Here is a 13,442-nt window from a genome sequence, read left to right as displayed (position 1 = left end):
CGTCGTCGAGGCGCCTGCCGCCACAGGGCCGATGTTCGCGGTGGTGTCCGTCACACTGAAGCTGTTGCCTTGCTCGACGGACGCCGGCGGAGAGCTGAGGCTCATCACCGTCAGGTCGGGCAGCGCTGCGGTGACGTCCACCGTGGTGGTGGATGCGCGGCAGTTGTTTGTCTCGCTTAATTCAGTAACGACCGCAAGGTCATCCGCGCACGCGCCAAGGTAATACGCGCCCGGCGTCGTCGATAGTGGCACCGTCACGTTGACGGTGTCAGTGGACTCGAGACCTGCGCCGAGCGCCGGCACGCTCCGGGTACCCGTCAGGAGCACATCACCACCGGTGATTGTGTTGTCGGTGGACAGGTAGTAGCGCGTCGTGGAGGCGCCCGCAGCCGAACCGTTGTTCGCCGTGGTGTCCGTGACGACGAAAGTGTCGCCCTGGTTGACGGCAGCAGGCGGATTACTCACGCCACTGAGAACCAGGTCTGGTGGCTCGACAATCTTGGCAACGAAAGCGTCGTTGCTTCCAGACTTCGCTACTTGGAGGGCATTCGAGGTTGGAAAACCTGTCGATGTTGTTTGGCCCGTGACATACGCAGCACCAACGCTGTCCACCGAAATGCCAAATCCATACTCATCGCCCCCCCCCCCTAGATACGTCGAATATACGAGCGCTGAACCGCCTGCGGCCAGCTTGGCGACGAAAGAGTCAATACTTCCAGCGAAGGCCGCCTGAAGCGCATTCACGGTTGGAAAGTTCGTCGAAACCGTTTCGCCCGTGACATACGCCGCACCAACGCTATCCACCGCGATACCATAGCCGACGTCACCGCTCCCCCCACCTAGATACGTCGAATATCCAAGCGCTGAACCGTCCGCGGCCAGCTTGGTGACGAACACCTCGGAACTGCCTGCCGACGCCCCCTGCAGCGCATTCGCGGTTGGGAAATTCGTCGAACCCGTAATGCCTGTGACATACGCAGCACCAACGCTGTCCAACGCGATGCCGTAAGCTCGGTCAGTGGCGCTGCCCCCGATGTACGTCGCATACACAAGCGCTGAACCGCCGGCCACGACCTTAACGACGAACGCGTCCTCCGAGCCGGCTCTCGCCCCCTGCAGCGCATTCGTCGTTGGAAAATTGGCTGAGTCCGTCCCCCCCGCCACATAAGCGGCACCGATACTATCCACCGCAACGCCATTGCCATTGTCACTGCCGCTGCCGCCGAGATACGTTCCAAACACGAGTGCGGACCCGTCCGTCGCGAGCCTGGCGATGAACGCATCCCCACTTCCAGCGTTTGCACCCTGCAGCGCATTCACGGTTGGGAAATTCGTCGAATACGTCTGGCCCGTGACATACGCAGCACCAGCGCCGTCCACCGCGATGCCGCGGCCGACGTCAACGGAATCGCCTCCGAGATACGTCGCATACAGAAGGGCCGAACCATCCGGGGCAATCTTGGCCACGAACACGTCAGACGAGCCTGCCAACGCCCCCTGCAGGGCATTCACGGTTGGAAAATTCGTCGAAGAAGTCTGGCCCGTGACATACGCAGCACCAACGCTGTCCACCGCAATGCCCAGTCCATACTCAATGGCCCCCCCCCCTAGATACGTCGAATAGACGAGCGCCGAACCGTCCGAGGCGAGCTTGGCGACAAACACGTCTTGAAAGCCCGCCTTCGCGGCCTGCAGCGCATTCGTCGTTGGGAAATTCGCCGACTGGGTGTCGCCCGTGACATACGCCGCACCAGTGCTGTCTACCGCAATGCCCCGGCCGTAATCGTGTGCGCTGCCCCCCAGATACGTCGAATACACCAGCACCGGGTCGATGACGAGCGTGCGCGTTCGGTCGTACTCACCGAGCGCAAAGCGCACGGCTCCCTCCTGGTCGAGTGCGTAGCGCCCCTGGACGGGCTGCCGCACCGCCCCATTCTCCTGATAGACCACGGGTGCCTGCAGTCGCACTTCACGTCCATCGACCGCCGCTGCCAGATCACCGTTGTCCGCCAGCGCCACGCCCGTGGCGCCGTCGAACCGCAGGCGAATCGTGGACGGGTCGGCGCCGGGTGCGACGATGAAGTCGTGTTCGAGTTGCTGAGGGTTGCCGTAGTACACGAGGTCGATGCCGGGATAGAGGTCCCGGTAACGCACCTGCCCGAACGTTTTCACATTGCTGTGCCACTGGGCAGGGTCGCTGCCGATGAAGTAGTTGACGATGCCGGGCAACTGGGACTCGCCCGCCACGGCCGCCGCGGGATTCGCGCCCACGAACTGTAGTGCCAGCCTCGTCGTGGTGGTGTTCTCTGGCGAGGCCGGGACCGGCTCGATGCCCGGCCTGTCCGGCGTGGCCTGACCCGTCGAGGGTTTGGCGGCGCTCCGCAGCGCCAGCACCGCCTGTGTCGGCTCCAGGGCCACGGCATAGCCGGGCCCGCGCGCCAGGAAGCGGGCCGAAGTGTCCGCCTGCCCGACGTTGGCTTCAAAGCTCAGGGGCAACTTGCCGTAGGCCTCGGCCATTCGCACCTTGCCGGCATCTGAGCCCAGCTTCGTGTCAGAGACCTGGGATTTGGCGTCCGCTCGGTAGCCGGGTGCGGCCCAGCGATGTTGGAGCAGGCCGAGGGCCAGGACCAACGTGCCAAGCACAACAAAGGAGGTCGCGGTGACGGACGCACGGAGCGAACGAGCTTTTGACATGAAAGATCTCCCGGACACGGTTCTCGGCCTACCCAGCTAAACGTCGGCGCTCGCCGAACCGAACGCACCCCGACTCATTCCCAGAGAAGGACGGACACCGCCTGGGGTTTCTGCGGCCCAAGAACTGCGCTGAAGGTGTTCGACGGCGCAACATACTCGCCCCGTCAGGCGCCGCCGTATGACGACCGTCATACGGCGGCGCACCAAACAAAGACGGTATGATTCCGCTGCTTGTGACGCCGCCACAGATGGATGACTCCTGGGATTCGACGCTCACGCTCCTCACGCGCGCACGGGCGGGCGACGAACAAGCCCTGAACGACCTCTTCGCCCGCTACCTGCCAACCCTCCAGCGTTGGGCCAGCGGTCGCCTGCCCCAATGGGCCCGGGACATGGCCGAAACACAGGACCTTGTTCAGGAGACCCTGGTTCAGACGTTTAAGAAGATTGACGGCTTCGAGCATCGCGGCGAGGGCGCCTTGCACGCCTACCTCCGCCAGGCCGTGATGAACAAGATCCGGGACGAGTTGCGGCGGGCGGGTCGGCGCCCGGCGCCGGAGTCCCTGCCAGAAGGCGCGCCCGATCCCGGCCTGTCGCCACTCGAAGCGGCGATCGGGGTCGAGGCGGTCGAGCGATATGAGGCCGCGCTGCAGCGATTGTCGGAGGCCGAGCGAGAGCTGATCGTCGCGCGCGTGGAGATGGGGCTGACGTATGCGGAGCTTGCCGACGCGGTCGGCAAGCCGTCGCCGGATGCGGCGCGGATGGCGTTGGGGCGCGCGTTGGTGCGCCTGGCAGAGGAGATGGATGGAGCACCACCGGTGGCTGGCTGAGATTGCGGCGGAAATTGCGGATGGCCAGGCGATTGACTGGCCGGAGGTGGAGGCGCGCGCGCACGACGAGCACGACCTCGAGGTCATCCGCCGTTTGCAGTCCATTCAGCGCCTCACCCTCGCGCAGACCGCGCTGTCTGCCGCGCCCGCTGAGGAGGAACTGGTCTCGTCGTGGGGCCCCCTGACGATTCTCGAGCGGGTGGGCCGGGGCACATTCGGCGACGTGTACCGCGCCTGGGATCCGCGCCTCGATCGCCATGTCGCCCTCAAGATCCTCCGAAGACGCGAAATCAGCACGCCTGGCGAAGAGTCCGCGCTCATTGAGGAAGCGCGGCTGATGGCCCGCGTCCGTCATCCCAACATCGTGACGGTCTACGGCGCAGAGCGCATCGACGGGCGCGTGGGCATCTGGATGGAGTTCGTCGAGGGACGGACGCTTGAGCAGGAATTGCGCGACAAGGGCCCCCTCAGTCCTGACGATGTGGTGTCTGTGGCCACGGACCTGTGTGCAGCGTTGCACGCCGTGCATCAAGCGGGGCTGCTCCATCGGGACTTGAAGGCGCAGAATGTGATGCGGTCGAACGACGGCCGAATCCTGCTGACTGATTTTGGAGCGGGACGGGAGCGGGCGCTTGGCGCTGAGGGCGAGCAGGTGGAACTGGCTGGCACACCGCTCTATCTGGCGCCAGAAGTGCTGAACGGCGAACCTGCTTCCGTTCGAAGTGACCTGTACAGCCTTGGCGTGCTGCTGTTCTATCTGAGCACCGGCACCTACCCGTTGACTGGACGGACACTGCGCGAGATTCGGGCCGCACACAAGGACCGCGGCCCTGCCGTCATCCTACTACCAGCGCCGCTTTCCCGCTCCACGGCATCGACGATTCATCGCTTGCTCGATCCCAGCCCTGACCATCGGCCTGCCGATGCCGATCAGGCAAGAGGCGCGTTGCTGTCGGCCTCTGCCCACGGGAAGCAGAGGAGACTCCGCCTCTGGGCAGGCCTCGCGCTGGGTGCCGTTGCCCTGTTCTTTCTGATCAACCCTTTGGCGCCCTCTCAGACGCGCCATGCAAATGCACAGGGATTCCGCAGGGTCGGCCCGGAGTGGGGGTCAGGCGTCGCACCGGGAAACCCCTCGCCTGATGGCCGGTGGCTGGTCTGTCTCGACCAAGCAGAGGTGGCGTCGGGCGCTACGTCGAGACTGCGGTTTGGACAGTTGGCGCGGTGTGACGTCGAGACGGGGCATGTGACCCCAATTGGGGAACCGGGTCCGGGTCGCAGGCTTGGCGCGGCGATCCCTCAACTGAGCTCTGACGGGCGGCGGATCGCCTACGTCGCGACCGACAGGCAGTCGGTTCGGATGGTCGACGTTGATGGAATGAACGACCACGAGGTGGCTTCTCTCGCGATGCTTGGGGAGTCGAAGTCTCGTATCGAGTATCTGAGCCTGTCCGAACACGTGTTAGCAGTGGCGGCATCAACCGGGTCAGCCCTGGCCCAACATGACTTCCTGGTTGTCGAAGAGGACAAGAGTCATCGATCGTTAGGTCGAGTCTCCGGCCACCTCGCTGGATTCAACCTCTCTCCGGATGGACGCTGGCTGGCCTACTCGACAGACTCGGATGGGGGGCACCTGGACTTGAGGAAGCTGGACTTGAGGAAGATCGATACCCAGTCAGGCGAGGATGTCTTGGTCGTTCGAGGCGGTTACGCCCCCATTTGGGCACCAAATGGCGAGGATCTGCATTACATGGGCGACCGAGCAGGCATTTCGTCGTTCATGAGGGTCCGGGTCATTGATCGACACGTAACTGTGGTCCAGGCGTACGCCAGGCAGGGCGTTGAACCGTTGGGAATGTCTCAGGATGGGACGATGTTCTTCAGCGTGCATTCTGCCCGCTGGGAAACCTACGTTGCAGGAATCGATTTCACCGCAAGTTACACAGCCGTGCCGAAGGTGTTCGGCACTATTTCAGTGGCTGATTTGTATGCTGTCGCCGCAGACTGGTCACCAGACGGCAGGTGGCTGGCGTTCAGTTCCGAGGAGCCGCTCAGCCGGATCTTCGGCGTAGGGCAAGCAAAGCCGTTTCTGACACTCCGAGAGTTCTCGTCCGGCCGCGAAGAGACGCTCCCGCTTCCGCCAGGAACCGCCCCTATCTACGTTCATTGGTCGCGATCCGGCTCATCTCTCGCGGTCTGTTGCCAACCGTCTCAAGAGGGTGCAATCTGGAGCATCATCAACAGGGGCGATGGAACGGTGAGTCGCCAGTTTGCCCTCGGCGGGGACAGCGGCGACTTGAATCCCCAGAACGTCGCCATCTCTCCTGACGGCACGACCGTTTTCTATGCCGTTGGCACTGGGGATATTCGAAAGCTCTCGATCGATTCGAAGAGAGATGCAATCGTCTACTCGAGTTCGGACGCGACTCTCGGGGATGAGCGACAACTGGAAACTGGCCTCGCGCTGTCTGCGGATGGACAGCGGCTGGCATTCCTCACTGCAGGCGCAACTGCAGTGAGCGTCAGAATCATGGACGTGTCCAGTGGACACGTCACAACTCTGGCTTCGTTCCCGAACCCGACACCGGGATCTCAACAACTACAAGTCGGTGGCTGGGCCATGAACGACCGCTGGCTCACGCTCGTTTACTTGCTGGCTCCCGAACCGCTCAAGGGAATGCCGGCAACTCAACAGTCGAGAACCTGGGCGATCGACATCGGCTCTGGTGCTTCCACACACCTGTTCTGGGCACCTGCGGCAATCTCAGATCCGCGCATCAACGCGGGTGCCAACAGGATGGTCTTCTCCGACCGTCGCGTCAGCAGGACGCCGATCGAAGTCTGGACGCTGACAATGCCGGCGAGCTCCAAAGCCCCGGAGGAGAAGACAAAGTGAGTGGCGACAACGTCGCTGGTCCTCACCGGTGGCTGGCGGAGATTGCGGCGCAAATTTTCTGGTGAACGTCCTCAAATCATTACCGACCCGCCGCTGACTATCGTCTCGGCCGAAAGATCTCGCTGCCTCGGGGAGGAAGGAACTGCTCCATGACCCACATCTCGTCGGCCCTCTCGACAACGCTGTATGCGACGAACTTGAGGTCTGGACTCAGGGAGGTGGCGTACGGAGGTGCAAACCCAGGTATACGCACGCCGACATTCTGAGGCTCACCACCTGCCGCGGGGACTCTCCAGAGTTGGTAAGGTACATCAGAGCCCACGGCCAATCCGAACTTCAATGTGGCGAACAAGATCTCCTGATTATCAGGCGTCCACGCCAGAACGTTGAGCAATTTCCTATTTCCAGGTTCCGAGCTTCCCAATCGAAACAGATCAATGGGCGCCCCACCGAAGGCCTGCGCGAATACGGCCGGGGCAAAGCTTCCAGCGCCCTGTGCGCCAAACGCCAGAGAGTGGCCATCCGGCGACGCCGCAAACCCGAAGAACCCAAGAAACTTGTTCGCCTTCCAGTCCACCACGATCGCTTCCCGACCGCTCGCCAAGTCGTGAGCCACGATCCCGCGCTCAGCGTCCATATAGAGCAGTGCACGCCCATCAACTGACCAGCGGAACGCAGAATAGCGGTCCGGAGAGTCAAGAAACATGACTGGTGCGGTCTCGCCGGACACGACGTCGACCCGGAAATAGCCCGTCCGATTCTCCAAGCTTGTGCCCTTAACGAAAATGCTGTCGCCGCTGGGTGACCAGAGCGGAAGGCGGTCCCTGAGCGCAGAAAGCTGCGGAACGATGTCGCGTCTTGTCCCGGACAACGTATCGACGATCGTAATCCCGCTGGCATCGCGAATGACTGGGGGGCCAGGGCTTGACGGCCCGGTCAGGTAGGCCAGGAATCTGAAGTCGGGAGACCAGCCCGGCAAGGAATACGCAGCTACAGCACCAAGTGGAAACCGAACAGACTTGCCCTGCGGGCTGCCGCCGGCCAGATCGACAGGGACGACATAGACATGAAGGGCGCTTGTGTCCAGCCTGTAATGGTACCTTCCGTCACTTGTCAGGGCCACAGGCCGCGCAAACTCCATGTTCCTTGAGACCAATCGAGGTTGGCCCCGCGACACACCGTCGGAGACATCGACGATCCACCCGTCTGACTCGCCAGATCGATCGCTGGTGAAGAAGATCTGCGCACTGTCCGGTGTCCACAAAGGGCTTCCATCGTTCGCCGATCCATCAATCAGTGACCGTGGTGGCGACCCGTCTGTCGGGAGAATGATGAGTTGGGTTCCAGTGACTGAGCCCGAATGGCGAGGAAAATCATAGGCTACAAAGCGGCCGTCGGGCGATAGGCTCACATGGCCCGGGTCCTCCTCTGGGAACGAATGTAAGAGCTTCGGCGCACCGCCATCTGCCGGTATGAGAGCAAGGTCTACCCAGTGGCCATTGACTTGTTCCATCAGACACAAGATCTGCGAACCGTCCGCGGACCATTCCAGCGGCGTCCGCAAGGAGTAGTGGTTCGCCGTCCGCGGAACGATGACCCGTTCCTCGCCGCCGCCGGCGGCGACGACTCGCAGCTCGTACTCCTCGTCACCAACCCACCACTGGTACGCAATGCGACCCCCATCAGGCGACATGGCCGACCATCCTGCGTGCTCCACACTGTCCACGGGTTTGCTCGTCACCTGATGAGCGGCGCCCGTGGCGAAGTCCCATGCCAAAGGTCACCTCAGGAAAATCACCCCCACCGGCGTTGACGTACGGCAAAGTACCGCCCGTCGCGTGAGGGTTGGCCTAACCACTGAGATGCCGGAGGATTCAGCTTACGAGTGCGCGCTGAAGCCGCGATGCCAACAGGAGCGGTATCCGTGCCAACTTCGCCGAACCAACGACTCCGTACGGATCCAACATCAAAAAGGACGGCCAATGATACGAGGGTAACGACCACGCCGGCGGCCATCATCCAGACCGTCTGCGGCATCAGTCCCTTCAGGGCTCCGGTCACCTCCGCGGAGGTGAGGTATCTGTCGGGTGGATTGACGGAGAGCAGTCGATCGATCACCGTGGCGAGTGATCGAGGCAAATCCGCCCGAACCTTCCGCGTGGGCACTCGTGGGTGTGTGTGGGCATCGCGAAATGCGCGGAGCGATGGCGCGCGCACCGGAAACTCTCCCGTCCCGAGATGGTAGAGCAGCACTCCCAGGGCGTAGAGGTCGCTGACAATGGTTGGCCGCTGTCCTGCGAAGAGTTCTGGCGCCAGATAGAGCGGCGTGCCGGCCAGCTCTATCTCATCGCCTTCCGAGCTCTGAGCACCGTCGCGGCCCGCGCCGAAATCCGTGAGCAGGATCCGCCCATCTGTGGCGCGCATCACGTTCTGCGCCTTCAAGTCCCGATGTAACAATCCCGCTTGGTGGACTGCACCCAACGCGCCACAGAGATCTACCGCCACCGCCAGCACATCGTCGCCACTGAGGGGGCCCTTGTCGCGCAGTTCCTGTTCCAGCGTCAGGCCCTCGACGAACTCCATCCAGATGCCGACGCGCCCGTCGATGCGTTCGGCGCCGTAGACCGTGACGATGTTGGGATGGCGCACGCGCGCCATAAGGCGCGCCTCTTCGATGATTGCAGACTCGGCTCCAGGCCCCGCAGTTTCCCTCCGGCGGAGAATCTTCAGCGCCACATGGCGGTCGAGGCGCGGATCCCACGCGCGATACACATCGCCGAACGTACCTCGGCCAACTTTCTCGAGGATCGTGAGGGCCCCCCACGAGGACAGCACCGCCTCTTCTTCACGGCCGGGTGCGGTCAAGGCCGTTTGTGCGTGGGCCAGTCGCTGAATGGACTGCAGACGCCGGATCATCCCGCGGTCGTGATCGTCCTGGGCACGCGCCTCCACGGCAGGCCAGTCGATAAGCCGACCGTCGGCAATTTGCGCCGCAATTTCAGCCAGCCACTGAGCCTGATTCACATCTCGTCTCTGGTTTGTGTCACGGAAGTCCGGCGGCGGGTCTTCTCGCTGCTCGTCGGACTTCATCTCGTCCACCCTCCTAAACGCCAAGATGTGAGCCTTCCGAACAAAATCCACCTCTCCGGCATGGTCCGCCATCATAGCGCTCCACCGGGTATCCAGTCTTGCGCCCTGACGGCATCTCTACCCTACTTCGGTCTTGTGTGAGTCGTCTGGCCCCCCATCACTGTCAGCACAACCTTCACCTTGTGCAGCTGCGCGGGGGGAATCGCGAAAATGTCGTCGGACAACACGGCGAAGTCCGCGAGTTTGCCCACTTCCAGGGTGCCCTTGTCGGCTTCGTCGAAGCTCGCAAAGGCTGCATCCTTCGTGAAGTGCTGGACGGCCGCGCCCACCGAGATCCGATGGTCGGGGTACCACCCACCCGCCGGCGTGCCATCAGGCATCTCCCGCGTCACGGCGGCATGCACTCCGCGCATCACCTCCATCGTGAACACGGGATAGTCGCTCCCAAACGCCTGCACCGCCCCCGCATCGTCAAACAACTTGAATGCGTTGGAGCGGGAGGCGCGGGCCGGCCCCAGCGCCGGCGCATAGTTGGTGAGGGTGATGGCGTCAGGACTGGCGAACATCGCCTGCGTGGAAGCGATCACGCCCAGGGTCTTGAACCGCGGCAAATCCGCAAGTGCCGGCACTTCGATGTGCTCCACTCGATGGCGGCGGCCGGTGGTGCCGTTGTCCTTCGCGGCCTGCTCGAAGGCATCAAGCGCCATCCGGATCGCGCGGTCACCAATCGCGTGGAGCTGAATCTGCAGTCCGACTTTGTCATACGCGGCGACCACGCGATTGAGATCGGCTTGCGTCCACATCGGCAAACCGGTGTCGGTGCTTGCGGCGTAGGGCTCCAGCATCGCCGCCGTGTGCGCATCCACTGTGCCGTCGAGCATGCCCTTGGCAATGCCGTAGGCCAGCAGGCCGCCACGGTGCCGATCGCGGAGCGCGACAAACTCCGTCAACTGCGCCGGGGTCACATCGCGCTCAAATGGCACACCGAGCCTGACGCGCACCTTCAGCGTCCCCTCGCGCAACGCGCGCTGATACGCCTCGTACTCGATGCCGGAAGCCCCGCTTCCCGAGGCCACCTGCAGCGACGTCAATCCAAACGACGCCGCCTTGTCCATTTCAGCGAGCAACGCTCGATAGACCTGGTCGGCGTTCACAGGTGGAATCAACCGGCGCACGAGCGACGACGCGGCTTCCTTGAGCAGACCTGTGGGTTCGCCGTCAGTGGCACGATCGATGCGGCCGTTCGCGGGATCGCTTGTGGCGCGCGTCACCTTGGCCAGGGTCAGAGCATGGCTGTTGGCGAGCGTCTGATGGCCGTCGCGATCGGTCAGGAGCACCGGACGGTCAGGAAAGACTTCATCGAGGTAGCGGCGATGGGCCTGATTGTCTGGAAAATCCGACGGCCCCCACCCGCGGCCGGTGACCCACTCGTCCGGGCCGAGCGTGGCCGCGAACTCCTTCAGGCGGCGCTGAATCTCCTGCACGTTGCCGGCGTCCACAAGATCCGCCGTGCGCCGGGTCGGCAAGTGCCAATGCGCGTCGTTGAAACCGGGCACCACGCGCCGGCCGCCCAAATCGATCACCTCGGTGGCGTCGCCCGCAAGCGCCCGGATACTCTGGTTCAGCCCGATCGCCACGATGCGGTCGCCCCGCGTCGCAATCGCCTGCGCCTCGGGCATCCGAGCATCGCCCGTCCAGATGCGGCCGTTGATGAACACGCGGTCGGGCGGCGGCTCTGACGGTTGCCCGTTGCATCCGGACAGCAGCGCGCCTGCGACGAGCAGTGCCTGGGAGACGAACCATGCCTTCCTCATCGCTGGCCCCCTCTTGCGAACTTCGGCGCCCGCCGTGCCTGAGTGGCCTGCTCAAACGTATAGGCGAAACTGATGAGGTCGGCCTCGCTCCACGCGCGGCCCATCCATGTCACGCCCACCGGCAGGCCCGCCACCTCACCGGCAGGCACGGTCAGACTCGGCGTGCCGGCAACGGCCGCCACACCGTATCCCGCGCCGACGAAGTGATCGCCCAGCACGTGGTCGGTGGTCCACGCGGGCGACATGCTCGGCGCAATGACGGCGTCGAGCGTCAACTGATCCATCACCGCGATCAGGCCGTCCTTCCCCGCCAGCCTTCGCGCATCGTCTCGCGCTTTCAGATAGGCCGCGTCGGTCAGCGGCCCTTTGGCCTGCGCCTGCGCGAAGATCTCCTGGCCGAAGAGCGGCATCGCCTCGGCGGCGTGTGCCGTGTTCCACGCCATCAACGCCTCAAGCGACGCGACCGGCGCACCGGATGACTTCAAGTACGCATTGAGGCCGTCCTTGAACTCGTAGAGCAACACCTCGAACTCCGGGTCATTCCACTGGTTGTAGGTGGGGATCTTCACGTCGATCACTTCGGCGCCCAACTTTCGCACGGCATCGAGCGCGTTCGCCATGACGGCATCCACATCGGGGTGATACCCCATCGCCTGGCGGAGCACGCCGATGCGCCTGCCACGAAGCGCATCCGACAACAGGAATGCGGAGTAGTCGGAGGGGCGATGGTCAACAGACGCCGGCCCTGCGGGATCCGCATCATCCACCACCGCGATGGCGCTGAGCAGCATGGCCACGTCCGACACCGTCCGTCCCATCGGCCCCGCCGTGTCCTGAGAAATCGAGATGGGAATGATGCCGCCACGGCTGATCAGTCCCACTGTGGGCTTCAATCCGACCAGACCATTCACCGACGCCGGGCAAATGATGCTGCCGTCGGTTTCAGTGCCGACACCGATGGCGCCAAGGCTTGCGGCGATGGCCGCACCCGTGCCCGAGCTTGAACCGCAGGGATTGCGATCGAGTGCGTAGGGATTTTTCGTCTGGCCTCCGCGCGAACTCCAGCCCGACGACGAGCGGGTTGACCTGAAGTTGGCCCATTCGCTGAGATTGGTCTTGCCGAGAATGACCGCGCCGGCTTCGCGCAACTGCGTCACCAGGAACGCGTCCTTGGCGGGACGATGGGTGGCCATCGCGAGGGAGCCTGCGGAATTCACCAGCCCGGCCACATCGATGTTGTCTTTGAGGAGCACCGGGATGCCGTGCAGTGGGCCCCGCACGTGGCCCGCGGCCCGCTCGGCGTCCAGCGCGTCGGCCTCGGCGAGCGCTGCGGGATTGACCTCGATGACGGCGTTCAGCATCGGCCCGGCGTCGTCTACCCTCGCAATGCGGTCGAGGTATGACTGGGTCAGCGTCCGCGACAACAGGGTGCCGGCGGCCATGGCCACCTGGGCATCCTGGGCGCTGAATTCGACGACGTCCACCGGGCCGTAGGAGGTGCAGGCCGGCAGACACAACAGAAGGGGCAGGAAAAGGCGGCGAAACACGCGCCCATTATGCGCAATAATTGGCCGCCACACCGCTATGGATACCCTTCCCACGGATTCGCTCTCCACCCCCGCTCTCATCGCCATCGGCCTGGCCGTGTTCCTGCTGCTACTGGCCTGGTACATCCTCTGGAAGGGCCGCGCGCTGCCGGGCGAACATGTGTTCCGCGCCAGCCGCCTGAGCCAGGGCAACCGGCTGTTCCCCACCCAGGTGGTGATCTCGCAATCGAGCGTCACGCATTTCACACCGCAGTGGATTGGCAAGCTCGAAGCGTCCATCCACCTGTCGCACGTGTCGTCGATCAAGATCGACACGAACATCATGTTCTCGGACGTGATGATTGAAACCACGGGCGGCCACAACCCGGTGGTCTGCCACGGTCACAGCAAGCGCGACGCGATCGAGATGAAGCGCCTGATCGAGGAGTTCCAGTCGGCGTTTTATAAGAAAGAAAAGTGAGCGTATCGGGGTCCAGGAGTCCTGGGGTCCCGGGGTCCTTGGGGGACCTTCCTCGTAGGGCGGCCTGAACTTCAAGGCCGCCGAGTTCCGCGGCGTTGAAGTGCACGCCGCGCT

At 63.6% G+C, this 13,442-nt stretch carries 7 protein-coding genes and 4 pseudogenes; 3 read left to right on the top strand and 8 right to left on the bottom strand.

The genetic code is table 11. The features are described from left to right. Positions 1 to 153 precede the first annotated feature (153 nt). The 4 pseudogenes from IPL75_09520 to IPL75_09505 form a co-directional block, all read right to left on the bottom strand. Positions 154 to 618: pseudogene (locus IPL75_09520) on the bottom strand (hypothetical protein). Positions 619 to 747: 129 nt separating this feature from the next. Further along, positions 748 to 1,035: pseudogene (locus tag IPL75_09515) on the bottom strand (SBBP repeat-containing protein). 288 nt (positions 1,036 to 1,323) lie between these two features. Next, a pseudogene (locus tag IPL75_09510) lies at positions 1,324 to 1,596 on the bottom strand (SBBP repeat-containing protein). A gap of 111 nt (positions 1,597 to 1,707) precedes the next feature. Then, positions 1,708 to 2,019 (bottom strand): annotated as a pseudogene (locus IPL75_09505) (SBBP repeat-containing protein). A gap of 893 nt (positions 2,020 to 2,912) precedes the next feature. Here IPL75_09505 and IPL75_09500 point away from each other — a divergent pair. Next, positions 2,913 to 3,524: a sigma-70 family RNA polymerase sigma factor gene (locus IPL75_09500; protein ID MBK9240488.1), complete on the top strand. Its 612-nt coding sequence runs from the start codon at positions 2,913 to 2,915 to the stop codon at positions 3,522 to 3,524. Continuing rightward, the gene (locus IPL75_09495) at positions 3,499 to 6,417 is read left to right on the top strand and encodes a protein kinase (GenBank protein MBK9240487.1); all 2,919 of its coding nucleotides are present in this window, start codon (positions 3,499 to 3,501) and stop codon (positions 6,415 to 6,417) included. Before IPL75_09500 ends, IPL75_09495 begins: the two co-directional genes overlap by 26 nt. A gap of 97 nt (positions 6,418 to 6,514) precedes the next feature. Here the strand turns inward: IPL75_09495 and IPL75_09490 are convergent, their stop codons facing one another. The 4 genes from IPL75_09490 to IPL75_09475 form a co-directional block, all read right to left on the bottom strand. Continuing rightward, positions 6,515 to 8,110 carry a PD40 domain-containing protein gene (locus tag IPL75_09490; protein ID MBK9240486.1) on the bottom strand — a complete coding sequence of 532 codons (1,596 nt, stop codon included), beginning with the start codon at positions 8,108 to 8,110 and terminating at the stop codon, positions 6,515 to 6,517. Between the two features lie 101 nt (positions 8,111 to 8,211). Then, positions 8,212 to 9,507 carry a serine/threonine protein kinase gene (locus tag IPL75_09485; GenBank protein MBK9240485.1) on the bottom strand — a complete coding sequence of 432 codons (1,296 nt, stop codon included), beginning with the start codon at positions 9,505 to 9,507 and terminating at the stop codon, positions 8,212 to 8,214. 122 nt (positions 9,508 to 9,629) lie between these two features. Next, the gene (locus IPL75_09480; protein ID MBK9240484.1) at positions 9,630 to 11,321 is read right to left on the bottom strand and encodes an amidohydrolase; all 1,692 of its coding nucleotides are present in this window, start codon (positions 11,319 to 11,321) and stop codon (positions 9,630 to 9,632) included. Next, on the bottom strand, positions 11,318 to 12,949 hold the full coding sequence (locus IPL75_09475) for an amidase (GenBank protein ID MBK9240483.1): 1,632 nt from the start codon (positions 12,947 to 12,949) through the stop codon (positions 11,318 to 11,320). The genes IPL75_09480 and IPL75_09475 overlap by 4 nt, the downstream gene beginning before the upstream one ends. Between IPL75_09475 and IPL75_09470 the strand changes: the two genes are divergently transcribed. Beyond that, positions 12,906 to 13,328, top strand: a complete 423-nt coding sequence (locus IPL75_09470) for a hypothetical protein (protein ID MBK9240482.1) — start codon at positions 12,906 to 12,908, stop codon at positions 13,326 to 13,328. The genes IPL75_09475 and IPL75_09470 overlap by 44 nt on opposite strands. Positions 13,329 to 13,442 lie beyond the last annotated feature (114 nt).

Source organism: Acidobacteriota bacterium (assembly GCA_016716905.1).
Classification (GTDB): domain Bacteria; phylum Acidobacteriota; class Vicinamibacteria; order Vicinamibacterales; family SCN-69-37; genus SYFT01.
The sequence above is the reverse complement of the archived record's forward strand: the minus strand, read 5'-3'. Positions and strand labels throughout refer to the sequence as shown.